This window comes from Polyangium fumosum (assembly GCF_005144585.1).
GTDB lineage: Bacteria > Myxococcota_A > Polyangia > Polyangiales > Polyangiaceae > Polyangium > Polyangium fumosum.
On sequence record NZ_SSMQ01000031.1, the window covers coordinates 69,826 to 94,746 of the forward strand.

General features: G+C 70.1%; 21 protein-coding genes. 5 read left to right on the forward strand and 16 right to left on the reverse strand.

Annotated features, from left to right (window positions below; genetic code table 11):
- Positions 1-105: 105 nt before the first annotated feature.
- The gene (locus tag E8A74_RS27105) at positions 106-717 is read left to right on the forward strand and encodes a hypothetical protein (RefSeq protein WP_170229395.1); all 612 of its coding nucleotides are present in this window, start codon (positions 106-108) and stop codon (positions 715-717) included.
- Between the two features lie 69 nt (positions 718-786).
- Here the strand turns inward: E8A74_RS27105 and E8A74_RS27110 are convergent, their stop codons facing one another.
- The 12 genes from E8A74_RS27110 to E8A74_RS27165 form a co-directional block, all read right to left on the reverse strand.
- Positions 787-2,187 (reverse strand): hypothetical protein, encoded by a 1,401-nt coding sequence (locus tag E8A74_RS27110; RefSeq protein ID WP_136931976.1) that lies wholly within the window; start codon positions 2,185-2,187, stop codon positions 787-789.
- A 171-nt stretch (positions 2,188-2,358) separates the two neighbouring features.
- Positions 2,359-4,140: a hypothetical protein gene (locus tag E8A74_RS54085; RefSeq protein WP_136931977.1), complete on the reverse strand. Its 1,782-nt coding sequence runs from the start codon at positions 4,138-4,140 to the stop codon at positions 2,359-2,361.
- Positions 4,137-4,808, reverse strand: coding sequence for a tetratricopeptide repeat protein (locus tag E8A74_RS27120; RefSeq protein WP_136931978.1), 672 nt, complete (start codon positions 4,806-4,808; stop codon positions 4,137-4,139). Before E8A74_RS27120 ends, E8A74_RS54085 begins: the two co-directional genes overlap by 4 nt.
- Entirely contained in the window at positions 4,805-5,059 is a 255-nt protein-coding gene (locus tag E8A74_RS27125; RefSeq protein WP_136931979.1) for a hypothetical protein, read from the reverse strand. The genes E8A74_RS27120 and E8A74_RS27125 overlap by 4 nt, the downstream gene beginning before the upstream one ends.
- 10 nt (positions 5,060-5,069) lie before the next feature.
- On the reverse strand, positions 5,070-5,846 hold the full coding sequence (locus E8A74_RS54090; RefSeq protein ID WP_211365456.1) for a hypothetical protein: 777 nt from the start codon (positions 5,844-5,846) through the stop codon (positions 5,070-5,072).
- The gene (locus E8A74_RS27135; RefSeq protein ID WP_136931980.1) at positions 5,846-7,012 is read right to left on the reverse strand and encodes an AAA family ATPase; all 1,167 of its coding nucleotides are present in this window, start codon (positions 7,010-7,012) and stop codon (positions 5,846-5,848) included. Before E8A74_RS27135 ends, E8A74_RS54090 begins: the two co-directional genes overlap by 1 nt.
- Complete coding sequence (locus tag E8A74_RS27140) at positions 7,009-8,997, reverse strand: ATP-binding protein (protein WP_136931981.1); 1,989 nt, start codon at positions 8,995-8,997, stop codon at positions 7,009-7,011. The genes E8A74_RS27135 and E8A74_RS27140 overlap by 4 nt, the downstream gene beginning before the upstream one ends.
- A complete protein-coding gene (locus E8A74_RS27145) occupies positions 8,994-9,917 on the reverse strand; it encodes a hypothetical protein (protein ID WP_136931982.1) in 924 nt (307 codons plus the stop codon). The genes E8A74_RS27140 and E8A74_RS27145 overlap by 4 nt, the downstream gene beginning before the upstream one ends.
- Positions 9,914-10,513, reverse strand: a complete 600-nt coding sequence (locus tag E8A74_RS27150; protein WP_136931983.1) for an MPN domain-containing protein — start codon at positions 10,511-10,513, stop codon at positions 9,914-9,916. The genes E8A74_RS27145 and E8A74_RS27150 overlap by 4 nt, the downstream gene beginning before the upstream one ends.
- Entirely contained in the window at positions 10,510-11,907 is a 1,398-nt protein-coding gene (locus E8A74_RS27155; protein WP_136931984.1) for a ubiquitin-conjugating enzyme E2, read from the reverse strand. Before E8A74_RS27155 ends, E8A74_RS27150 begins: the two co-directional genes overlap by 4 nt.
- Complete coding sequence (locus E8A74_RS27160) at positions 11,907-12,977, reverse strand: HesA/MoeB/ThiF family protein (protein WP_170229396.1); 1,071 nt, start codon at positions 12,975-12,977, stop codon at positions 11,907-11,909. Before E8A74_RS27160 ends, E8A74_RS27155 begins: the two co-directional genes overlap by 1 nt.
- Positions 12,974-13,558: a hypothetical protein gene (locus E8A74_RS27165; protein WP_136931986.1), complete on the reverse strand. Its 585-nt coding sequence runs from the start codon at positions 13,556-13,558 to the stop codon at positions 12,974-12,976. Before E8A74_RS27165 ends, E8A74_RS27160 begins: the two co-directional genes overlap by 4 nt.
- Positions 13,559-13,622: 64 nt before the next feature.
- On the opposite strand from E8A74_RS27165, the gene E8A74_RS27170 reads away from it, so the two are divergent.
- Genes E8A74_RS27170 through E8A74_RS27185 form a run of 4 tightly spaced genes read left to right on the forward strand, consistent with a single transcriptional unit; the run spans position 13,623 to position 19,616 of the window.
- Complete coding sequence (locus tag E8A74_RS27170; protein WP_136931987.1) at positions 13,623-15,890, forward strand: WD40 repeat domain-containing protein; 2,268 nt, start codon at positions 13,623-13,625, stop codon at positions 15,888-15,890.
- Positions 15,887-16,918, forward strand: coding sequence for an AmmeMemoRadiSam system radical SAM enzyme (amrS, locus tag E8A74_RS27175; RefSeq protein WP_136931988.1), 1,032 nt, complete (start codon positions 15,887-15,889; stop codon positions 16,916-16,918). Before E8A74_RS27170 ends, amrS begins: the two co-directional genes overlap by 4 nt.
- Positions 16,915-17,124: a radical SAM-modified peptide, FtsH ternary system-associated gene (locus E8A74_RS27180; RefSeq protein ID WP_136931989.1), complete on the forward strand. Its 210-nt coding sequence runs from the start codon at positions 16,915-16,917 to the stop codon at positions 17,122-17,124. The genes amrS and E8A74_RS27180 overlap by 4 nt, the downstream gene beginning before the upstream one ends.
- 41 nt (positions 17,125-17,165) lie before the next feature.
- Positions 17,166-19,616: a TonB-dependent receptor domain-containing protein gene (locus tag E8A74_RS27185; protein WP_136931990.1), complete on the forward strand. Its 2,451-nt coding sequence runs from the start codon at positions 17,166-17,168 to the stop codon at positions 19,614-19,616.
- A 4-nt stretch (positions 19,617-19,620) separates the two neighbouring features.
- Here the strand turns inward: E8A74_RS27185 and E8A74_RS27190 are convergent, their stop codons facing one another.
- The 4 genes from E8A74_RS27190 to E8A74_RS27205 all read right to left on the reverse strand — a co-directional run bounded on the left by E8A74_RS27190 (position 19,621) and on the right by E8A74_RS27205 (position 24,887).
- Positions 19,621-20,910, reverse strand: a complete 1,290-nt coding sequence (locus tag E8A74_RS27190; protein WP_136931991.1) for a hypothetical protein — start codon at positions 20,908-20,910, stop codon at positions 19,621-19,623.
- Between the two features lie 51 nt (positions 20,911-20,961).
- Positions 20,962-21,924, reverse strand: a complete 963-nt coding sequence (locus E8A74_RS27195) for an FG-GAP repeat domain-containing protein (protein ID WP_170229397.1) — start codon at positions 21,922-21,924, stop codon at positions 20,962-20,964.
- Positions 21,860-23,905, reverse strand: a complete 2,046-nt coding sequence (locus E8A74_RS27200; protein WP_136931993.1) for a DUF4215 domain-containing protein — start codon at positions 23,903-23,905, stop codon at positions 21,860-21,862. The genes E8A74_RS27195 and E8A74_RS27200 overlap by 65 nt, the downstream gene beginning before the upstream one ends.
- Before the next feature lie 91 nt (positions 23,906-23,996).
- Positions 23,997-24,887 carry a class I SAM-dependent methyltransferase gene (locus E8A74_RS27205; RefSeq protein WP_170229398.1) on the reverse strand — a complete coding sequence of 297 codons (891 nt, stop codon included), beginning with the start codon at positions 24,885-24,887 and terminating at the stop codon, positions 23,997-23,999.
- Positions 24,888-24,921 lie beyond the last annotated feature (34 nt).

Genomic DNA, 24,921 nt, shown 5'->3' on the forward strand with positions numbered 1-24,921 from the left:
CGGGAGAACTTCGCGAAAGGAACGTGCTTTCGGGGAAAACGCGCTATTCTCCCCCTGCGGCCGGCCGCCGCGGGTCACGAAGGCACTCGAGCCGGGGAGGACACGATGTTCTTGAGCTCGTTCGAGGAGAGGGTGGCGATGGGGTTTCGTGCCGCACGAGGAGCGCTCCTCGTCGGAGCGCTTTCCGCGCTCGGGTGCGGGGGCGGCCCGCACTACGTCCGCGCCGCGGCGCCGTTGCCTCCCGACCCGGCGGAGGTCGTCGAGACCACGTCCGAGCCCACGGCCATCTACATCATCGTGAACCAGCCCGAGGGCGCCCCGGCGCCCGAGATCGTCCACCAGGACGAGGGCTGGGTCCCGAGCGAGTTCCCCGCGGAAAACCCGTTCCAGCGCGCGCGCACCTGGGTCGGCGACTACGACTGCACGCAGGGCAACACGGGCCTCGCGCTCCGCATCGTCGACGTCCGCGGCCGCGTCGTGCGTGCGGTCTTCGACTTCCACCACGCCCCCTCGGGCGCGGCCGGCTCGTACCTCATCTCCGGCACGTACGAGCCCGAGACCCGCCGCGTGCGCTTCGATCCGAGCCGCTGGATCGTGCAGCCCGAGCACTACATCATGGTCAGCATGGAGGGCGAAATCGCCACCGACAACTCCCTCTTCGCCGGCAAGATCACGTTCCCGGGCTGCGGCGCGTTCCACCTCAAGCCCACGCGGTAACGAAGCGAAGAAAAGCGAGCGCGTCGGGCCCACCCTGCCCAAAGCGAGCCCGACGCGCTCCGTTGGTCCTTACCGCAGGAACGCGACGAACGCGTCCGGCCCCTTGCCGCTCGTCAGGTCACCGGCGCCGAGGTTCATCGTCCCCTCGAACATCCCGGTCAACACGACGTGCCCGTCGGGCGTCATCGCGAGATCGCCGAGCCGCTCGTGATCCTTGCCGCCGAGCCGCTCCTGGCGCTCGATGCGCCCTTGTGGGTTCATCCAGGCCACGAACATGTCCTCCTCGCCGGCGCTCGTGAGCTTCTGCCCGCCGAGATCGACCGTGCCCTGGAAATGGCCACCCAGGACGAGGCCACCGCCCTTCACCGGCGTCGCGAAGACCTGCCCGAGCCGCTCCACCGGGAACACGTCCGCGCGTAGCACCTTGCCTGCGCTGTCGATCTGCACGACCCCGAGGCCCTCGGCCGAGCCTCCTTGCGGGGCGAGCGTCTTGCCGAGGAAATCGATCGACCCTGCCACGCTGCCGACGAGGAACGTACCGTTCTCGCCCGCCTGCATGCTGAACCCGAAGAAGCCGGTCTTGTTCGGCGCGCCCTGCGACCACAGCACCTTGCCCGACGAATCGAGGGCGACGAGCATTTCGCCGTCCGCCACGCCGGTGTCCGGGAGCGCGCCTGTGCCCAGGTTCGGCGCGCCCTCGTAATACCCGGACACGAGGATCTGGCCCTTCGCGTCGATCGCGAGCGAGCCATCGGCCTCGGTCCCGGCCCCGCCGAGCGATTTCGCCCAGGTGACCTTGCCCGCGGAATCGAGCCGCGCGACGAACACGTCCGAGTTTCCGGCGCTCGTCAGGGTTTGTCCGCCGATATCGATTGTCCCATCGAACGAGCCGGACCAGTACACGCTCCCGTCGGAGGCGAGCACGACCTCGCCGCCGTTTTGCATCATCGCGTCGCCGACGCGCAGCGCATACCGGAGCTCGCCGTTCGGACCGAGCGAGGCCACGAAGGCGTCACCGCCGCCGAGATCGGCGAGCGGCCCGCCGCCGAAATCGATGTTCCCGTCGGCGAGACCCGAAATCACGACGCCGCCTTGTGGATCGACGGCCACCCCCACGGGCACGTGCCGGCCCGAATCGCCGAAGCGCCGCGCGCGCTTGATTTTCCCATCTTGCCCGAGCCATGCCACGAAGATGTCGCTCTTCGTCTTGGCTTGAAGGGCCCCTGCGTCGCCGAATTGCACGGACCCCTCCATCGTCCCGACCAAGACGATTTCGCCCGTCCTGGACGCGCCGACGAACCATCCTGCCTGCCTGCCGTCGGCGCCGAGCGCGTTCGCCCACATCGCGGGACCCGAGGCCGCTGGCCCCGTCGAGGACTCGACACGGGATTCGTCGTTCTTGCTACAAGCCCCGAGACCGAGCAGAAGCCCCACGCCGAGCGCCACGCCCGCCATCCGTCGTCGTTGCATGCATCCTCCCTTTTTCCTTCGCCGAACACGCAAGCGTCACGCGTTCGGCGCCCCACGGAAGTAACGCAGAATACAACGATCGGCAGGGGGGAGCACGCGGGAAGGCGCTCGAAACACGCGCATGCCCGAGGCGAAACGCCGTCCCGTCAGCGACGCGCCGATTCCGTCGATCTATTCGCCGCGCGCGGCACGCTCATAGAGCTGAGCGGCCGCGCGCAGATCACCGATGCGCTCGTAGAGCTGCGCTGCGCGGGCGAGGCTCCCGGCGGCGAGCGCGCGCGTGGCTTGCTCGCGCAGCCGCCCCACGTCGACCTCGCCGTCCTGCACGTCGAATTCAATCGGCAGCTTTCGGGCCGCCGCGCGCGCCTCGTCCGCGCGCGCCCGCCGTTCGATCTCCGCGAATTTTTGGGTGGCTTCGCCAAACGGCTCGGGGTGCATGGGCGGCGGCTCCGCGATCCACGCCGCCCAGGCCGGCGCGAGTGAATCGATCCGGAACACGAACGACCCGCCGCGCGTCACGACCACGAGCTCGCCCTCCTTTGGCCCGAAGGCCCGGCGCCGCGCCTCCGGTGGCATGGCCGGGAAAAACCCGAGCCCCTGCTCGATGTAAATCGCCCCCGGGCCGATCCGCGAAAGCGACACGCCAAACGGCACACGCGACGCCGTCTCTTCCGCCGCGAGGAGCAGGTGCCGCTCTCCTCCGAACGCGAGGACCACCGAATCCCCCGCCGGCAGCCGCAAAAGCCATTGCCGCGCCCATGCGAGCTCGTCGGCGTCGAGGAGCACGGCGTCGATCCGCGCCGCGCGCCCGTCGTGCACGAGCTCCACCTGGATCGGGGCTGGCAACCGCGCCGCCGTCGCTTCCCTTTCGATCGGCGCCGCCGCGTGATCCGGCAGGGTCACGAGCGAACCGCCGGAGACCATTTCACCGAGCAGACGCAGACGCGCGTGCCCCACGTCCACGGCGCCGAGCACCCATACCTCGTCCCGCCCCAAAAACGCCGCGAAAAACGGCGCCCACGCAGGCGCGTCACACCGCGCATCCACGAAGAGCCGCGCGTCTCCGCCGGCCGCATACGCGACCACGACGCCCGGCAGATCCGCGAGCCGCGCGATCCACGACGCCGGCACCACGCCTTTCGGCGCGTGCACGCGCATCCACACGACCCCCGTGCCCTCCTCCGCGTCAAGGAGCCCCCGCTGCTCCGCCGGCACGAGCGAGATCACGAGCCCGAGCGCGAGACAACGCCCCACGACCCAGCGCGCGAGCTCCGGCGGCACCACGGCCACGACCTCGCTCCGCGCACGCGCGCGCTCGGCGCGCAGCGACGTCGATTCGAGGAGCGAAGGCAATGGCGCCGCGCTCCACGACGTCCGCTCCAGCCGCTCCACGTCGCGCCCCGTGACCAGCACCGTACGCGATGGCCCTTGCGGCAAAAGGATCCGCGGCGGCATGGGTTTTCCATCGGGCAACATGGCGACCCACGCCCGTGGCTCGCCCAGGGTCGGCTCCTCCCCTGCGCCCGCGACGAGCCCCGTGAATGCGCGCCCGCCAGCGAGACGCGCGAGCATCGCTGCTTTCTCGGGCGGCGCGGCGGCCTCGACCCAGACTCTTCCTTGTGGACCTACCCGACAAACCGCCCGCGCCGCGAGCCGCGCCCCGCCGAGCGCCCCGAGAAAGGCGAGGGCTTCACCGGCACCGGAAAACATGGCCCCGCAGAGGTTTGCCTCGAGCAGCGCCATGGCCTGCCCTGCCGGCGCCTGGACAAACTCCGCGACAGCCTTGGTTTGCGGAGGTGGAACCGCAGCCGGCCGTGGCGGTGGCGGTGGCGGTGGCGGTGGCGGCGGCGGTGGCGGTGGCTCTTCCTTCGCCGCCCCCTCGTCCGATCGCGCCACGTCCCCTGCGCGCCCAAAGAGCTTCTGCCAGAACGTCGGGGGTTTGCCGTCGCTCATCCGGCGCCCGCCTCCTCATCCCGCGCGTGCAGCGAGAAGGGCGGCGGCACCACCTCTCCGAACACCCGGGACGACCAGCGCTCCCATAACGCGTCCGCCTCGACCCCGCGCGGCGCAGCGGCGAGCGCGAGCGCCGACAGATCCGGCCGCCGCATCGATTCCCCGATCAGCACCGCCCATTCCGTCACGCACCGATACCCCGACGCCGGGGAGACCTTCGCGAGATCCGGAAACACCTCGCGCAGCTTCTTCGCCGCCGCCGCGTGATCCCCGCGCGCCACGTCACAACGCGCGCGCACGAGCGTCATCGACACCGTCTCGGCCACATCGCGCATGGGCGCCGCGTCGATCACCTTCTCCGCCTCGGCCACGAGCCCCATCTCGTGCACGAGCGTCCAGGCCCGCCGCATCGGAAGCTCCGCCCGCGAAAGGCAACGCCCGGCCGGCTCCCATTTCCCCGCCACGTGAAAGCAGCGCGCCGCGTCCACCCATTGCTCGGCGCGCTGGTAGGCCTCTGCCGCCTCGACAAACCGCCCCTTTCGCTCGTGCAGCACCCCGAGGCTCCCCCACGCCTCCGCCGCCTCGAAGCACCGGAGCGCCTCGTCCTCGTCCCCGCTCGACAGCCAGCACCGCCCGGCCGACGCCCAGAACTCCCGCGGCGACGTCATTCGACCTCCGGCACGAGCGGCCCGCCCTCCGCCTCCTCGGCGGGCGCCTCGCGCGCGCCCCCGGCCTCACGCAAAGGGGCGCCCTCCGGCGCCACCTCCCGCAGCCGCGGAAAGGCCGCGACAAACTGCCCCACCTCGGCGGCGATGCGGTCGTGCTCGGCCTCGGGCAGGTGGCGATCCTGATCGTCCACCAGAAATTCCTCGACCTCCCCCGTCACCTTGTTGAAGCGAAATCGCACGAGCGTCGGCATGGCGCGCCTCCTACCTCGGCAGTTCGAACTCGATTTCGAGCACGTCGCCGTCCTCGTGCACCGAAATGCCCTGCGCCCCCCGGTGCCGCGCCATGGCGAGCAAGGCGTCCCGGTATGCCCGCGCGAGCAGCGCGTGAAAGGCCCGCCGCGCCTCCGCAAAGACCCGATCCGCGCGCCCCTCCACTTGCCGCTGGAGCTCCGCTCGCCGCTCCGCCGCGCGCGCCTCGAAATCGGCCTCCGCCGCGCGCGCCGCCTGCGCTTCGACCTCCGCGCGCACGGCCGCCTCCGCGTCGCTCGCCGCCTGCGTGACCCGCGCCCGCGCCGCCGCGTCCAGCGCGACCTGCGCCGCCGCCCGCGCCTCCACGTCCGCCGCCGCCCGCGTCCTGCCGTTGTATCCGTCGTCGTAATAGGCCCCCATCCCGCGCGCCGAGAGTTCCGCCTCCACGCGCCCCGACAAACGCCTCTCCGCCTCGCCCCGACCGACCACCTCTTCGCTTTGCGTCGCCACGATCGTCAAGCTCCGATCGTCCGGCGAATACAGCGCATATCCCCCGTCGATGGCGTATCGATATCCCTCCGGCACCTCCCGCCACGCGAGATCCCCCGCGTCGAGCGCTCGCTCCAAGGCGGCCAGGGCCGGCGCGCCGAGCGACGCCGCGAGGGATTGCCGGATCCGCACCTCGCCGTGCACCGTCCCCGTCCGCGACGCCACGCGGCGCACCTCACGCTCCCACGCCTCCACGATCGCGCGTGTCGCCGTCACCTCCACCCGACGCGGATTGCACATCACGCCTCCTCGAGCCGCCCGAGCACGCGGCGCACGACGACCTCGATTCGCTCCCGGAGCTCCCGCCCGTCCGGGTGATCCAGAATCACCTCGCGTCGCAGGCGATTGAGCGCCATCAAATGCGCAGAAATCGCCGTCTCCCCGCGCAGGCTCCCCTCGCGCTCCTCCAGCGTCTCCAGATCCGCGAGGATATGCCTTTGCCCTCGCGCCCGCGGCGCCTTCGCGCCCCCGGCCTCGGTGATCCGCGCCTCCACCACGCGCCGCAGGATCGGCGCGTCCGAAGGCCGCGACCACACGTGCTTGATGGGCCACAGATCCTCGACCGCCGCCTGCTCCCGCCCCGCGACGAGCGCCGCGCCCGCGACGAGCCGCAGCCCCTTCACGATCCGCCGATCCGAAAGCTCCAGCCCCTCGGCCCGTGTATCCCGCAAAATCTGCTCGTACAGCGGCCGCACCTCCGAGAGCTTCACCTCGGCGAGATGATATTGCAGCGCCCGCACCGCCGATTCCTTCAACATCGGCACCACGGCCGTCCCCTCCCCGCGCTCGCTCCTCTTCGCCGCGTCGAGCCGCTCCACTTCCAGGTCCCAGCCTCGATTGAGCAATTCGCCGAGCCCCTCGTCCGGCGCCGGTGGGGCCAGCACCCGCAGCGCGAATCGATCGGCGAACGCCTTCAGCGTCGGATCGTCCGGCAGCTCGTTCGAGGCCCCGACGAGCGACATCAGCGGCACCCGCTGCCGGACCGGGCCATTGTGGAACACCCGCTCGTTTACCAGCGTGAGCAGCGTATTCAAGATCGCGCTCCCGCCCTGGAACACCTCGTCGAGGAACGCGATCGTCGCCGAAGGCAACATCCCCTCCGTGCGCACGTGGTACCGCCCCTCTTGGAATGCAGGCAGATCCAGCGGCCCGAAGATCTCGGCCGGCTCCGTGAACCGCGTGAGCAGGTAATGGAACCGCGGCGCGTCGATCTGCTCGGCGAATCGCGTCAAGAGATCACTCTTCGCCGTGCCCGGCGGCCCGAGCAAGAGCACGTGCTCCTGACAAACCGCGCCGAGCACGAGGATATCCACCGCCTCGTCCCGCAGGAAAAACTGCCGCTTCAGCTCCTTCGCGAGCCGCGACAGCCGGTCCACCGTCCGAAGGGTCGCCTCCGGATAACTCACGGCGATCCTCCTCCGGACGTCCCATGCCCGCCGGGGCCATTCCCCGACGCAAGCGTGAACAAGGCCCCCGACGGCCGCCGCGGCCCGGGCCCCGACGGCGCCCGCGCGGCGACCGCCACGATCGGCGCGGCCCCTTCGAGCCTTTGCTCGTCGGCCGCCGCGCGAATCCTCCCGACCAGAAATCCGAGCCGCTCCGCTGTCGGCTCGATCGGTGGTGTCTCGCAAAACAGCCCCACGCACGCGTCGCGGAAGATCGACCGGATCTGATCCCCGTTCATCCCGTGCGTCGCCTCCGCGATCACGTCGAGCAGCGCGGGGCTCGCCTCAATCTGAAAATGCTTCGCGTGCACCTCGGCGATACGCCGCCGCGCCGCCTCGTCGGGCAAACCAATGGCGATCGGCTGAAACCGGCTCGGCCGGAGCAACGCCTCGTCGATGAGGTTCAGCCGGTTCGTCGTGCCAATCACCAGCATCGGCACGTCGGGCCGAAACCCATCCATCTCCGTCAAGATCTGCGCGACGAGCGCATTTCCCGCGCGGCTCCCGCCGTCGTCGCGCCCGCTGCGCTTGGCCGCGATCGAATCGAACTCATCGAATACCACCACGCTCGGCGCGTTCCGGCGCGCCTCGGCGAAAATCGCGCGGAGCTTCCGCTCGCTCTCGCCCACGTACATGTCCGTGACCTCCGGCCCGGACACGACGCGGATCGTCGCGTTCATCTGGTTCGCGATCGCCTTCGCGAACAGCGTCTTGCCTGTCCCCGGCGGCCCGTGGAACAAGAATCCCCGCGGGATGAGTTCGCGCCGGAGCTTGTCGTCCGGGAGCTGGAACACCCCGGCGAGCAGCTTGATCGCCCGCGCGAGCAGCGCCTTTTCGTCTTCATACCCCCCGATGTCGGCCATCGAGACGTCTGGAATGACGAAATCCTCGGACGTCTGCGCCTTGAACATCCGGATCGACTCGTAGAGCCGGGCGACCCGCGAGGGGTTGTCCGGGCCATGCCCGCGCCGCGCCTCGATCTGGACAGCGTAGGCCATCGCGTCGCGCAGCCGGATCGGATTGAGCCCCGCGACCTGCTTGAAGAACTCCGCCGGCTTGTAATCGGCGAACATCGCCCTTTCTTTTTGGGTCACGAGCGCCACCCCCACCGGGGCTCGCTGCCCCTCCAGAGGCACCTCCCGCGGCAGCCCCGAGAGCGAAATACGCACGGAAAAACGCGCCGCCACCACCTCTGGCACCACGAGCGACCGATCCACGAACGCGAGCAACGGCCTATCCGGCGCCTCGTACAGAAGCTCCGTGATCTCCCGCGCTTCGCTCGACATCCCGCGCTCGGTCGCCGCCACGAGCAGATCGAGGTGCGGCAGCACGAGCACCTGCCCCTCCTTCAGCCCGAAGATCAGCTCCCGCAGCCGCGCAATCTGCATCTGCCGCAGGCCCCGCGGCACGATCCCCGCCTCCGCGTCCTCGGGCGGCAGCTCCAGCACCACCCGATCGAGCCGCGCCGCCGCCACGATCCGCGGCCAGAGGTGCCGCACGACGAGTTTGTCACAAATGACCATGGCCGACAAACCGGCCCGCAGGAACGACGCGACCTGCTCGATCTCGTCGCCATACGCGATCTCCACGGCTTGCGCCTCCGAGATCGCCTGCGGATGTCCCTCCAGCGCGGGCGGCGGTTTTGCCGCGGCTGCAGGCGCCTTCGGCGCGACGACCGGCACCGGCGCCTGCGGCGCGGGGTGCGCCGTCGCCGTTGGCAGCCGAAGCCCCGGCGGCCAGAACACCGGCGTCCGCTCGGAGATCGTCACCACCTTGATCCGCAGATCCGATACGCGCCGATCGAGCACCTCGGCGAGCGGCTCCAGCGACACCGCCGGGCACATTTCGAGCAATCCGCGCAGCGTTTGTTCCTGCGCATTGAACAGCGCATCCTGAAACGCCTCGGCATCCCCGAGCGGCGCGAGCGAGACGAGCGGCCGGCTCATGCATCTTCTCCGGCGAGGCGCGCGCCGAGCTGGAACAGCCGCGTCCCCTCGAGCATCCCTTCGAGATCGAGCCCGTGCCGCGTTCGCAAGAGCTCCGCGTGCGCCCGACGGATCCGCCAGAGCGGCCCATAAAACGCAGCCACTGCGAGCGCGTCCTCGATCTTCGCCTCCGGGTCCCCCCGCCCGAGGATCACCGCCCGCGCCGCCGTGATCTCCTCGATCACGCGCTCGCGATGAAACACGAGCGCCGCCTCGTACACCTCGATCACCAGATCGAGCAAGCTCGTTTCCCCCGTGCGCAGCCGCTCCATCGCCGCCGCGCGGAACCGCCGCACCTCGCGCGGAGCGCCCGGCCGCGCGAACGTTTGGACCACCAACCTTCTTCCGTCCGCATGCCGGGCGATCGCGGCGATCGTCGCGATCGTCTCGTCCTCCCCGCCGGGCGCGGGCCTGCCGAGCGCGGCCGTGAGCGGCGACCGTGCGCGCAGCATGTCCGCGAAATCCGCGTCGATCGACGTCGCGAGCGCGCGCGAGCATATCGCATCCCGCAGCACGAGATCCCACGCCCCCGAGAGCTCCGGACAGGCCTCCGCGAGCGCCTCCGCCACGCCCTTCGTCTCCACAACCCCCACGGCCGCGGCGAGCACCACACCTCCGGGCCCGAGCGGCCTTCCATCGCCGAGCGGCGGCGCGCGCAGGCCGAGCTTCGCCGCGTGGATCGCGGCGAGCGCCGCCGCCGCATCTCGCAAGCGCTGCGGCGGCGCGAGCAGCGAGGGATACCCCATCTCTCCTTGAGGCGTTTTCCGCGGCCGCGCCCCGCCGGGCGCGCTCGCCCACGCGATCACCTCCGCCGCGATCGCCGTGGCTGCCGAGGTCCGGCCCGCGGGTTGTCTCGACGCACCCCGTTCGAGCTCCGTCACGCGAGCACCTCCACGGCACACGGCACCAAGAAGTCGCCCTGCCGCGCGAAAAACGAGACCTCGCGCCCCTCGGGATCCCGCGCCGGATCCACGCAGACGAGCGCCGCGACCTGCCAGGGCCGCCGGAACGTGGAGAAGTGCAGATCCCGATCGACCACGGAGAGCCCCCGATCCTCCGGCCCTGCGACGAGGTGCGTGTGAAACCAGCCGAGGATCGAGGCCCCATCGCGCTTCGCCTCGGCATGCCGCCGCATCGAGGCGAACGACTCCGGCGAAAACACGAGCGCGTCCGGCGCCTCCTCCGTGTGCTCGGCCCGGATCACCTCCGTCACCACGACGAGCCACCGCGAAGGCGCATCCGCGTCCCGGTGCACCTCACCGAACAGAAACCCGCCTTCCTCCACCTCGCGCGAAAATCCCCACGAGACGCCGAGCGAATCGCGCACGTGGTCCCGGACGAACACGTCGACGGGCCCGCCTTCGCGCGCCGCCCCGGGCCACGCGCGGGCGCGCGGACCGAGCGCGCTCTTCGTTCGGAGGGGCGGCGGCGGCGCCTTGATCGGGGACACGCCGAACGCCTTTTTCGCCCGGATCATGCCGAGAGCCGCTCGATCCTCACGCTGCGCGCGCGCCGCGCCGCCCCGCCTTCGAGCTCGCTCCACGAGCGCCCGCCGCTCGCCGTGATCGCGGCTTGCCCCTCGGGCGAGGCGGCCCAGGCGTGGGCCTCGGGGTTGTAGACCTCGCGCAGCTCGTAGTTCCGGTACGACGCCATGTCGACGAGCATCTGACAAACCGTACCGAAATGCAGCCCCGGCCGGTAGCTCTCCGCGAGCACGCCCAGACAAACGAGCCCCGTCTTCGCGTCCACGTTCGGGTGAAATACCTCGCGCTGGAAATACGCCTCCGGCGCCTTCACCGGGAAATCGGGCGGCATCACCAGGAGCACCTCGTGCGCCTCGACCCGCCGCGGCGGTGATCCCGGGGCAAACCCCGGCGCGCGAAAGCGCACGAGGTACTCCGTCGGCACGTCGAGTGCGTTCGCCTGCACCTCGAAGCCCTGGTGCGTCCCGGCAAACTCGAGGATCTGGTTCTTCACCATCGCCAGGCTCTCGGTCAGCAGAAACGGATTCACGCTGCCCGCGCGGCGCTCCGGATGGATTTCCAGGAGATCGAAGGGCTGCACGCCCGCGTCGTGCAGCGTCTGCTGCGAGAAGAGCCGCCGCGCCCCGCGCTCCCCGGGCCGCCGCAGATCCACGACGGGCAGCGCCTTTTCGCCTTTGCCCATGGGCCAGAACGCCTCCTCGTAGGCCCCGAGGATCGCCTGCGCCACGTCCACGAGCCGCGTCGAGGCCCGCACGTGATCGAGCACGAACCGCTGCCCGTCCGGCCCCTCGGCTTGCAGCGGATCGAGGAAATAATCGCGGAACGCGTGGCTCTCGCGCGCGACCTCCACGCGCATCGAGGGCTCGATCGACGCGCGGAGCGACCGCACGATCGTCTCCGCCTCTTCCTCGCTCGCGCCTTCGAACGACACGCAGAGACCTCCTTCCTCGCGGCTCACGAGATCGAGCGCCGCCCTTCGCCCGAGCGAGGCCGCGACGCCGCGCGACGCCTTCACGATCGCCAGGATCTGCTCGTCGCCGAGATCCTCCTGCAGCACGATCGAAATGGGCAGCGCCTGCGCGCCCGATTCGCGCGCAAAGCCCGCCTCACGCCCCTTGCCACGCTTGCCGGGAAAGAGCCGCGACGCTTCGGCGAGCAGCGCCGAGACCCCCGCGCGCCCGCCGCCTTGCTCCACGATCTCGGCGACCTTCTGGAAATAGTCGTGCGCCGGCCCCTCGAACCGCGGCAGGCGCGCGCCTTCGAGGCCCGGCACGCCTGCGAGGATCGCGCCGCCGAGCAGCGTGAGCGCGTCCTCGCGTGTTTCTGCCACGCGCCCGAGCTCGCCCACCGCCTCCGCCGTGTCCAGAAGAAGTCCCGCGTTCGACATCAGGAAAGCTCCACGTACGTGATTCCGACTCGACCGAGCACCGCGAGGATCTCGCGCGGCGCCACCCCCAGATCCGACAACACCGCCCCCTCGGGCGCGCTCTCGAAGAGGAGCGTCGTCCGCGCTCGCATCAACGTACCACAACGCGGACAGCCTCGGGTGGACGGCATGCCCCACGCCTCCTCGGCGTGATCCCCGCGCGGACATTCGAGCCTCTGCAAGAGCGGGCTCCACGCGAGCGGCCGCGCCCCCGGCCCGAGCGCCGCGCGAAGCGCCCCCACGGTCGCATCACTCCCGAGCGGAATTCGCGTCGCTTCCCCGATCGGCGCATGCAGCGGGCAATCCGGCGCGCGCTGCATCCGGAGCGGCTCGGCCGCGCCGCGCAGCACGTCGATCACGACCGCGTCGGTCGCCGCCGCCTCGCCCATGATCACCCGCGCCGCGAGCGCGCTCGCCCACGCGCCCACGAGGCCCGCGACAGGCGCGCTCGACCCGAGCTCCGCAGGCCTGCGCGGATCCATGCAGCTCCACGGCACGTCGCTCTTCGCGCGCTCCTCGGGCGAGAGCGCACACGCGTAACACGGCCCGTCCGGATCCAGAAACGGCCGCACCTCCCCGCCCCACGCCGACGTCGCCGCGTCGATCCACCGCGCGCGCACGAGCCCCGCGCGCCCCGCGAGCGACATCCGCGCCGCGCGGCTGTCGAGACACCCCACGACGAGCGACGCATCCCGCAGCTCCGCGAGCCCCACGCCCGAGACGAGCGCTGCAGGCCGCGCCTCCACGACCGTCTCCGGCGCGAGCGCGGCGAGCGTATCCTTCGCCGCCAGCGCCTTCGGCCGCCCCACGTCCGCGGGCCGAAACAACGGCGCGCGGCTCAGGTTCGAGGCTGCGACAACATCAGGATCACAAAGCACGAGCTTTCCCACGCCCGCGAGCGCGAGCGCCTGCGCGACCACGTTCCCGAGCGCGCCCACGCCCGCGATCACCACCGTCGCCGCGGCGAGCCGATCCTGCCGAAACCCCGGCACGAGCGCGTGCCGCGCGAACCGCTCGGACAAACCGCTCACGTGAGCTTCCGCGAGGTCACGGGGCAATGCTGCCCGATCTTGCTCTTCTGCCACTCATCGAAGCAATACATCGTCCGGATCGCGTCGCGGTGCACGGCCCCGCGGCAGAGCGGCGCCTCGGGGCTGCACGGACAAACCACGACCTCATCGAACGGCCGGAGCGTGTGCCCGCAGATCACGCACGAAGGCCGCCGCCCCGCGCCCCCCGGCGCCGCGAGCCGCGGATCCCCCGGCAAGAGCCGCACGAGCGGGAGCCCCTCGGGCGGCGGATGCGCGGACGCGACCCCCGCGTAAAACGCCTCGCGCTCCCGCGACGACGCCGACGCCGAGATCGTCTCCTCGTCCGGACAAACCTCCCCGTGACGCACCTCGTCCCTCGCCGCCCCCGCGGGATCCACGGCATCGCCGCGCCGGAACGTGTGCCCGCAGTGCGTGCAGGTTTTTCCCAGCCACGGCGAGCGGATCGTGGTCCGCGTCCCCCCACCTGCCGCGGGCTCTTTGCGCGTCGGATCCCGCCCCTTCCCGAGGCCTCGGTCGAACGCCTCGCGGAGGGCCGCTTCCACGGTGTCCCGCTTCGCCATCTGCAAAGAACCTTAGCAAATCCCCTCGGATTCGGATACATCCGGGGGTCGGGAGCGCCGGGGCATGAGCGAGCCGCAACACGCACGCAAGGCCACGCTCGACGCGTACGTGACGCGCCAGGCCGCCACGGTGGGCCGCGCCCCCGTGGCCGAGGACGTCGCGACGATCGGCCCCGTCGGCCCCTTCAAAGGCGCCACCGGCGCAGCCTCGCTCGGCATCATCGACGATTTCTCCGAGAGTTACCTCGGCAAGGGCCCGGGCTCCGTCACCTTCGCCCGCGACGGCCGCTCGCTCTACTTCGGCCGCGACGACGGCAAGCTCCGGCGCCTCGCCCTGCCCGCGGGCACGCTCCTATGGGAGCAAAGCGAATCCGAATACGGACGCGGCATTCTATGCGTCGCGGTGTCGCCCGACGGAAAACGGATCGCCTATGCCCGCAAGAGCGGCGACGTGCGCATCGCCGACGCCGAGACCGGCAAGACCCTCCGCGAAATCAAGGGCGGCAATGCCTTCTTCGAGCTTTCTTTCTCGAAGGACGGCCAGCTCCTCGCCATGGGCGGCCAGGGCGGCACGCGCCTCCTCCACCTCGCCACGATGGCCGAGACCGCGCTCGCCGCGAGCCATTGGACGATGTCCTATTCCGTCGCGTTCGCCCCCGAGGCGCCGATCCTCGCCGAGGGCGCGACGGGCGGAAAGCTCCGCCTCTGGAACATGCCGAGCGGGCTCCGCGCCGAGCATCAGCATCATCGGGGCGACATTCACGGCGTCGCCTGGTCGCCCGACGGCAACCGTCTCGCCACCGCGTCCGAGGACAAAGACGTCATCCTCTGCGGCCTCGACCCGAAAGATCCGATCCTCCGCCTCACAGGCCACACGGGCCTCGTCTTTTGCGTCGCCTGGTCCCCCGAGGGCCGCCGCATCGCCTCCGGCTCGGCCGATCGCACCATTCGAATCTGGGACGCGCACACCGGCCTCCCGCTCGCCCGGTACGAATTCCCCGAAGACTTCGCCTATCGCCTCGCCTTTTCGCCCGACGGCGTCCTGCTCGCGTCGACGCACCCTTGCACGGCGCGCGTCTGGAATACGCAGGCCACCCTCAAAGCCGTGGCGCCTGCGCCGCGCCTCCTCAGCGCAGGCCCGCTCGCCGCCGATCTCGACCCGCTACCCGGCGCGCTCGTCGCCCTGCTCCGCGTGAATCGCTCAGCGCCGCTCTCGCTCCTCCGCGAATTGCTCGCCCTCACCGCCGGACAAACCTCGTCCCCCGCAGCCCAGCGCCTCGCGCGCCACCCCGGGACGAGCGCCCTCGCCGCGCTCCGCTGGCCACCGCAAGCCCGTATCGCGCTCGTCTTGCTCCTGCTCCGCGACTCCGAGGACACCTCGTTTGCCCCGCCAACCGACACCTCCGCCGCCGAGATTCGTTTCGCCCTGATCGACGCCCTCGCCGGCGGCGCCTCCGAGCCCGACGCGCCGCCCTTGCCCCTCGCGTACCTCGAACACGCCCTCGACGCCGTCGACGATCGCCTGCTCGCCTTGCTCGGCTCCCTCGGCCCCGAGGCGTGCGCCGACGATCCCACCCTGCCGCTCGTGATGCTCGGGCGCCTCGCTGAGCTCGCGCCGCGGATCGCCCTCGATCGCCGGCTCCTCGCCTTGCGTATCCCCGCGCAGAGCCTCGGCGCCGCGGAGGCGCGGGGCCCCTGGCTCGAACCCTCGGGGTTTTCTTCGTCGGGCCACCTCCTCCAGCTCGTCCCCTCACAATGGGCCTTGCCCGACGATCTCCGGCAGTATCGCGCCCTCGCCGGCGGCCTGCTCTATCGCGCCCGCTTCGGCCGCGAGCCGCCGCGCCTGCGCCCGCTCGTGCTCGTCCTCGACGTCTCGCCCACCGCCTTCGGCCCGGTCGAGGCCCTGCTCCGGCAAGCCGCGCACGCCCTCGCCGCGTCCCTGCTCGACGTCGGCCTGCCCGCCTATTTCATTGCAGCCGGCGGCAACAACGAAGCGCGGGCGATCGCCCACCGCGCAGACCTCTTCGAAGTGCTCACGGCCCGCGCGCGCGAGCCCGTGCATACCGGACAAACCATGGCCCTCGCCGCCGAACTCTGCACGTCCTTGCCCATGCACGGTCCGCTCGAACCCACGATCGTGCTCCTCTCGCATCCGTCGTTCGGCGAGGAGGACCTCGACGTCCCCGCGCCCAAGGACCTCGCCGGCTTTTTCGTGCATTACCCGGGCCACCCCCGGGAGCCCGCGTGGCAAAGGCGATGCAAGCGCGCCGTCTGCCTCGGCCCCGACGACGAAGGCCTGCTCGCGGCGGCCCTCGGGCAGGTGCTCGCATGACCTCGTCTCCGGAATGGCGCCCCGCGCGGTTTTACCGGACCGACGGCGCGCGCCTCACCTGCACCCTCTGCCCCTTCGCGTGCGCGCTCGCGGACGGCGATCGGGGCCGCTGCCACGTCCGGCAGAGGCGCGGCGACACGATGGAAACGGCGACCTACGCGACGTCCGTCCTCCACGCCCAGCCCATCGAGCGCAAGCCGCTGTATCACGTTCATCCCGGAAAAACCGTCCTCACCGTGGCCGCGCCGGGCTGCACGTTCGCCTGCACGTATTGCCAGAACTTCCCCCTCTCGCAGCACGGCCGCATCGAGGCGCCGTGGACCGCGCGTCCCATCACGGCGCGAGAGCTCGTCCGCGCGTGCGCGGAGAAAAACGCGCTCCTCGCCTTCTCGTACACCGAGCCCCTCCTCGCCGCCGAGCTCGCGCTCGACGTCGCCGAGCTCCAGGGCGACCCCGGCCCCGCCATCGTTTGGAAGACCAATGGGTTCGTCACGAAACACGCCGCCCGGCTCGTCGCCCCGGCCCTGCTCGCCGCCAACGTCGATCTGAAGACGCCGGCCGACCTTTCGCACCGCAAGCTCACGGCCGCGCCGCTCGCGCCCGTCCTGGAAGCGCTTTCCATCTGGAAAGAATGCGGCGTCTGGCTCGAAATCTCGACCCCGCTCATCCCGGGCCTCAACACGGACGACGCCTCGCTCCGCGCCCTCGCCGCGCTCGTCGTTTCGTTCGGCGCCGAGACCCCGTGGCACCTCGTCCGTTTCCACCCCGATTATCGCCTCCAGGAAGCCCCCCCGACACACCCCGACCTCCTCCGCCGCGCCGTCGCCCTCGCGAAGGACGCCGGGCTCGTGCACGTGTACGTCGAGCGCGCGCTCGGCGAGGACGGGCGCAATACATCTTGCGCGGGCTGTGGCCAGGCCGTGATTCGAAGAGACGTGTGGGCGCTCGCGGAGAACAACCTCCTTCACGGAACATGCCCTCATTGCTCACGGAAGGTCCCCGGGCGATGGGACGAGGTGCCGACATGACGAAACGCGAATTCGTCGAATCCCTGCCCGACCTCATCACGCCCGAGGAGTATGCGGCCGATCCCGAGGGCCGGAAGGTCAAGCTGCGCATCCGGCCGACGGCGGACGGCGTGGAGGTGATCGGCGACGCCGTCCGGCCCAAGGAGCTCGAAGAGATCCTCCTCGCCCTCGACCCGGCCGTCCTCGAGCAAATGCTCTGCGGCTAGCCTGCAAGTCCGGGCGTTCGTGGTAGGTTTGTACTCAAACCATGCCGTACCCGGGATCGCGTCCCCTCCGCGCGCACGAAACGATCCTCTCCCGCGCCCTGATCGCCGGCGCAGCGGCCCTCGCCCTCGGCCTCGTCACAGCCCCGTCCCACGCCGAGCCCGCGAGCGAGCCCCCCGAGGCGACCATGCCCTCGCCGCGCGGGCCGACGATCCCGCCCTATCCCGAGGGCGCGACGGGCGACGCCGATGTCATGCTCGCCATTCTGGTGCGCTCCGACGGCAAGGTCACCGAGGCCCGCGTGATCGAAGGGCCCGAGCCGTTCGCCAGCGCCGCGGCCGCCGCCGCCTCGTCGTGGGAGTTCGAGCCCGCGCGCCGCAATGGAAAACCCATCAGCGCCCGCATCCGCTTCCTCGTCTCGTTCCGCGCGCCCGCCCCCGTCCCCGAGACCCCCGCGCCGCCCGCGGAGACCTCCCCCGCGCCCGCGACAACCCCGGCCGCGCCTGCCCCGACCGCGCCGCCTGCCAAACCCCCGGCGCCCAAGGCCATCGAGGTCCGCGTCCAAGGTGAACACCAGGCGCCGACGACGCGCACGATGTCGCGCGTCGAGGTCCGCCAGCTCCCCGGCGCATTCGGTGATCCTTTCCGCGCCATCGAGGCCATGCCCGGCGTCACGCCCATCGCCTCGGGCGTCCCCTATTTCTTCGTGCGCGGCGCGCCGCCCGGCAACGTGGGGTATTTCCTCGACGGCATCCGCGTCCCGCTCCTCTTCCACGTGGCCGCGGGGCCAAGCGTCATTCACCCCGGCCTCGTCGATCGCGTGGACCTGTATCCCGGCGGCTTCCCTTCGCGGTATGGCCGGTTCACGGGCGGCATCGTCGCGGGCACCGTCCGCGAGCCCGAAAACCGCCTGCACGGCGAGGGCAACATCCGCTTGTTCGACGCCGGCGCGATGGTCGAGGCCCCGTTCGCGAACGGCCGCGGCGCCGCGCTCGTCGCTGGCCGATATGCATATCCCGAGCTGGTCCTGAAGCTCGCTTCCCCGGGCGTCGAGCTCGGCTATTGGGACTATCAGGCGCGGATCCATTACGACCTCACGCCCTCGGACCGCATCAGCGTGTTCGCCTTCGGCTCGCACGATTACCTCGCGCAGATCGATGAGGACGACGGCGAAAAGGAGGTCGTCGTCGCCGGCCAGTTCCACCGCATTGATTTTCGTTACGATCGGAAGCTCGGCAACCGCGGGAAATTGCGCCACGCGATCACGCTCGGCTACGACGAGAGCGAGGCCCGCGGCGGCGAAAACGCGGGCAAAACGTGGCTGCTCGGCTCGCGCACCGAGCTCACCTTGCGCCCCTCGGACCTCGTGACCGTGCGCGCGGGCGCCGACGCGTACGTCGAGCGCTTCAAGATCGACATCGAGGAGGACGACGACGACGCGCCGAGCCCGAACGACCTCGCGCTCCTGCGGCAGCTCACGAGCCGCGACGATTTCACCGCCGCCGTCTGGGCCGACGCCGTGATCCGCCCCCTGCCCGCGCTCGAGCTCGTCCCCGGCGTGCGCTCCGACATCTTCACGTCCGACGGCGTCGCCAAGGCGACCTTCGATCCGCGGCTCGCGAGCCGCCTCGAGGTCGGAAAACGCTTCACGATCGTCGGCGCGTTTGGCGTGTCGCACCAGCCCCCGAGCTTCCTCGGCGCGGCCCCAGGCCTTCAGATCGGGGGATTGCAGGGCGGCGTGCAAACGGGGCTCTTATCGAGCGCGGGCGTCGAGATGACCCTGCCCCTCGACATCACTGCGACCGTGACGGGCTTTCGTGGCGCGTTCTTCAACCTGAGTGATCCGATCGGCAATCGCCCCCCCGCGACGGAGCTCGGGTATGCCCGCCAGGCGGAGCTCCGCGGAACCGGCAGCACGTACGGCATGGAGCTTTATCTCCGACGCAGCCTCTCGAAGCGCCTCGGGGGGTTCCTCTCGTATACGCTCTCGCGTTCGCTCCGCCATATCGGAAACCAAACGTTCGAGTCGGCCTACGACCGGCGGCACGTCATGAACCTCGCGGCCTCCTACGACCTCGGCAGGAACTGGAAGATCGGCGGCCGCATCGTCTTTTACACGGGCTCCCCGATGATCCTCGATTACCGGGTCCGCCGCCGTGACCTCGGCCTGCCGGACGAACCCGACGAGGGACCGGATCTCCCGGACACCCCCGAGGACCACGCGCAACGCGAGGAGCTCCGGAAGCTGCTCGCGAACTACGTGCAGAGCCTCAACTTGCCCGACCGCCTGCCCGCGTTTTTCCGCCTCGACGTGCGTCTGGAAAAACGATGGACGTTCCCGAACGGTCGCTGGCTCTCGTTCACCGTGGAGGTCCTGAACGCGACCGCCGGCAAGGAGGTGACGCAATATGAATGCTCGTTCCAGGACGGATGCGCGCCCGAGGAGATCGGGCCGCTCGTGATCCCGAGCATCGGCGTCGAGGGCGGTTTTTAGCGGTTCAAGGTCCCAGGACGAGATATCGGATGCCGATGTCGCTCGTCGTGTTGAACTCGTAAAGCGCGACGTGGATCCGGCCGACCCCGTCACGGTCGAACGTGGCGCCGAACGGAGAAAACCCCTCCGTCACGACGGCCAGCTTGGGCCCGCTGGGAACAGGCGCGGCGACGACGAGTTGTCCCGCGGTCGGCGAGGCGAACTTGACCCTCGAATAAAAGAGACGCACGGCGCCCGCCTCGTTGGTCACGATTCCCAGCGGATATACCGTGGTGTCCTGTGGCACCTGTTCGAGGGGCATGACGGTCCACGTGTCCTTCCCTTCGCGCGTCGCGTACACGAGCTCGAACGTGAAATCCGAGAGCTGGCGTAATGCGAGGACGTGGGGTTTGCCCTGGGGGTTCACGACGTCCGCCGCGGTGGTGCCCAGCACGAGGCGATACGCGTCCGCTTGCAGGGTCCCCGCGCCGAGCGGCATGACGACCTCGTGCGCGTGCGGCGGCGTTTGCCAGTGAAGCTTCCACGCGCCATTCACGGCCTCCCACGCGATGAGGTGCGGCGCGCCCTCGGGCGAGACCACGACCGGGAACGGAAAGGGGGTCCCGCCCAGCGTTTCGATGGACCAGGACGAACTACCATATCGCCCCAAGAGGAGCTCGTCGCCGGGACCACGGAACCCAGCGAAGAACTCACCGGTTTTTCCGAGCGCGAATCCCCGGGCCAGGTGCGTTCCCTCCTCGGGGACGTCTCCGACGAGGCTCCACCCCTCCGTCGTGAACGACCACAACGAAGCCCCGAACGCTCCGTCGTTCACGAGCGCGACCGGAACATCCGGCGCAATCGAAACGAGCCCGGCCGTGGCCGAATCAAACGGCGTCGGGATCACCTGCCAGTCGCCCACGGCCTTGCGTACAGCGTAAAACCCTTTGTATTCGCCCGTGGCCGACGAAAAGAGGACCCGGGGGTGGCAGGACGCATCGAGCGAGAGCGCGGGGGCGTCGTTCCGATATGCGGGCGGAACGGCAAGCAGCTCCTCTTCGAGGACCTGGCAAGGCGCTTCCAGGCCGCAAAGCGGCTGCGCGGGGCCCGAAGGATTCGTGAGCGGCTTGCACAGCGCAGACGGACCCGCGCCCCAACCGCCCACGCCGGACGAGCCGCCGACGCCCCCGGAGCCGCCGGCGCCCGAGGCCCCGGCGCCGCCGCTCCCGGCCGTGGAGGTGTCGATCGTATCCACCACGGGCCCGCAGCCCGTGAGCCCAGCCGAGAAACCAAGAAAGGCAAGAAGGTACTTCATGGGCGCATGGTACCAGGAGCCCGGTCGGTCCGCGAGGCGCCAAAAAGCCTGTCAGGGGCTCGACAGGAGGGCGCTGATGAACCTGGACGCGTAACTCGACACGAGGAGATCCGGCAACGTGTCGCCATTCAGCCGCCCGACGGCGAGTGAATACCCGGACCACACGTACGGGAACGTCACCTCGGCGTTGAAGTGCCCCGCCGCATCCTGGAAGTGCAGCGGGATCTTTTGATCAAACGAGGCGACGCTCGCGATGTCGAGCCTGCCGTCGAGGTTCAAATCGACCAGGAAGACCTTCCGGAGCTGCTTGCCTGCGGGCACGAGCGTCGGCTCCGCGAGCTCGCCGGCCGGCATTCCCTTGAAGAGGCGCAGATCCGCGAGGTCCGTGAAGATGCTCGGCGCGACCACGAGATCGGTTTGTCCGTCCTCGTCGACGTCGCCGGCCGCGAGCGCGCCCACCTCGAAATCGCATGGCTTCGTGGCGAGCTTCGTGAAGGCCCCGTTGCCCGCGTTCTCGAACGTATCGATCCGTGTGCTGATCCCGAGGACGAGCTCGGGCAAACCATCCCCCGTACGATCCACGAGCGTCGCGGAATCGACGTCGAACCCGACGGCGATCGTGAACTTGGTCTTCGGCGAGAGTCCTCCCACGCCGTCATTGAGGAGGGCTTGCGCGTCGTAGGAGCCGACGAGGAGGACGTCGTTGTCGCCGTCGGCGTCGAGATCCTCGACGAAAAGCTCATGCGTCGCGTCAAGGACGCCCGGCACCGGCACGGGCGCGCCAAAATGGCCGACGCCGTCATTGTGGAGAACGTGCACCACCTGCGCGCCGAGCGAAAAGGCGAGGACGAGGTCGAGCGAGCCGTCGCCGTTCATGTCCCCGAGCGCGACCCGCGACGTCGACTGCGTATTCGGCACCTGCACCGGCGGGAGGAGGCGCCCCGTTCCATCATTCTGCGCGATCCAAACGCCGCCGCCTGCGAGCACGGCGTCGTCGTCGCCATCGCCGTCCACGTCGCCGAGCTGGATCGTTTTGGCAGAACCGTTCGCCACCACGACCTGGCGCGGGACAAACCCTTGGGGTCCGTTGGACACGAGCGCGTTCAGCGCCATACAGCGTGTTGAGGACGACGTCCTCGTCGCCGTCCTGCTCCAGATCGAGCGACACCATGGGCCCGGTCCAAACGCCTTCGGGGACCCATTGATCCGCGCCGAGCGCGAACGTGCCCGTGCCATCGTTCGTCAGCACGCTGAGCCCCTGCGGATCGCCGGCCTGGACATCTGCCGAAAGGAAAATATCCTTGTCGCCGTCGGCATCGGCGTCGATCACGAGGACCGGGGACGCGTCCTTGCCGACGGGCACTTCCTGCAGGGCAAATGTGAACTCGCCCGTGTTCCGGGCGATCACGATCTCGTCCTGCAATCCATCCGTCGTGAGCGCGTCGAGCAAGCCATCGCCGTCGATGTCGTCGAGCAGCACGTTCGCGCTGAACGATCCGGCGCCCGTCGGAATCGGGACTTCGATGGGCGCGGCGAACGAAAAATTCCCCAGGTTCTGGTAGAATCGCAGCGCGTTGGTCGTCGGCGCGAACGAGGCGAGATCCGGATCGAGATCCCCGTCGAGATCCCCGGCCACGATGACATACCCTTCCGGGTTCGTGGAGATCGTCTTCGGCGGCCCGAAGGTGCCGCCCATGTTCTCGCGCACGATCAGGCCGCCGAGGACGTCGAGCATCATGGCGAGATCCGGGTCCCCGTCGCCGTCGAAATCGGCAAGCGTGAAGGCGCCGATCGGCGCGTCGGGCGTCTGTATTTTGGTAAAATGGCCCGCACCATCATTTGTCCAAATGACGAGCGCGCTCGCCATGTCCTGGCCGAACGTCATCACGACGTCCGTGTCTCCATCCACGTCCACATCTCCGAGCGCCACCGCGCGGATCGGGGCCCCCGAGAAGATTGGCCTCGCGCCGAGGCTCCCGTCGCCGAAGTTCCGGAACCACACGAGGTGCTCGCTGCTCCAGGCGACGACATCAACCCGCCCATCGCCGTCGAGATCCGCCTTGCCCACGATCATCAGGTCCGAGGGCCCCGGGAACGAAGAGAAACTCGTGTAGCAGCGCTCGTCGGGGTTCGTCACGCCGTCGTGGCATCCATCCGACGTGCAATCGTTCCCGCAGCCGTCGTTATCGACCACATTGCCGTCGTCGCAAGCCTCGTTTGGATCCAGGACGCCGTCCCCGCAGACCTCCAGGGTGCAGTTCGACCGGCAGCCGTCGCCGCCGAGGGTATTGCCGTCGTCGCACGTCTCGAAGAGCCCCGTTTGCAGGATGCCGTCGCCGCACGTCTCGTACATGCAAAGAGAGTTGCAGCCGTCGCCATCCTCGTTGTTACCGTCGTCGCACTGCTCGTGCCCGGTGTCGTTGGTGATACCGTCCCCGCAAAACTCGAGCTTGCAGGCGGAATTGCAGCCGTCGCCGCCGAAGAAATTGCCGTCGTCGCACTCCTCGTCGCCTTCGAGCTCGCCGTCGCCGCAGAACGGGAGCCCCTGGCACTGGCTGTCACAGACAGCCGTGTCCGGCGGATCGCAGGTCTCGTACGGCGCCTCGATCACGCCGTTGCCACATTTCGCGAGCGTGCAGTCGTTGGGACACCCGTCGAGGTTGATGCCGTTCCCGTCGTCGCAATCCTCGCCCGGATCGACCACGCCATTGCCGCAGCTCTCCAGATCGCAGGTCGCGCTGCACCCATCGCCGTTCAGCTTATTGCCGTCGTCGCAATGTTCGAGCGGATCCACGACGCCGTTGCCGCACGCCTCGCCTCCCTGCTCGGGCACGCAGCCGGCGCTGCATCCGTCGCCGTCCTCGGTGTTGCCGTCGTCGCAGATCTCGCCCTCGCTCAACTCGCCGTCACCACACGCGGGGGGCTTCGTGGGGCCTTCGTCTCCACAGGCGATCGCGAGCACCAAAAGCGGGATGATGAGCAACGTCCTTCGCATGAGGCCTCCCGGAAGTGGGGAAAGGAAGTCCGCGCGAACGACGATTCCACAAGCCCCACGCACCGTCACGCGAATCCCGCGTCGAGCACGATTACCCCGCGCGCCGCTCCAGGATCGCGAGGCGCTCCCATTCAAAAATGCCCTCGTATTCGGTCGACCAGTACCGCGGGGCCCAGGCGTCCGCGCCCTCGTCCCGAAGGACGTCGAGCCCCGCGTCCCGCCCGAGCGCGGCGAGCTCCGCGGGCGCGACGAACCCACGAATGGGCTCGCCGAGCACCCGCGCGGCCACGCGCCCGCCCACGAGCAAGATCCGCTCGATCCGGGGCTCGCGTGGAGGCACGTACGTGAGCGCGAGCCGGCTGCCCGGCGCGCTCGCCGCGCCGACGGCGTGGAGCGTGCCCGCAATGGCCGCGCGCGTGAGATACACGGTGACGCCCTCCCATATCCAGAACGAGGGCGCGTCCGCGGAAAAACCTTCCCGCGCGAGCGATGCGCCGAGGTCGTCACGCTCGAAATCGACGGGCACGAGCCGCACCTCGCGCGCCTTGGGCTCGATCCGCGCGGCCCGCAGGCGCGCCCGTTTGTCGCGTTGTGTGCTCGGGTGATCCACCTCGAAGACGGCCGCGTCTCCGAGCTCGTCCATCCGATACGCGCGCCCGTCGAGGCCCGCGCCGAGCACGACGAGCTGCCGCACGCCCGCGGCGAGGCTCTCGCGGAGCGCGTCGTCGATCGCCCGCGTCCGCAGCGCGACGTGGTACGTCATGCCGAGCGACGCGAGGCCGAGCCCGCGGTGCACGAGCCCGGTCGCGCGCTCCGAGACCGCCGCGCGGGCCGCGATGCGCGCCGCGAGCGAAAGCGGCCGCGGGACGAGCGCGCCCGCGATGGGATCGTGCGCACCCGCGAAAGGAGCCGGAAGATCGGTGTAAACCGCCCGGATCGTGGCCACGGCCATGGATGTCAAGCTGGGACGACCGTCGTGCACGGACCCTTGATACCACGAACGTGAGCCTTGCGCG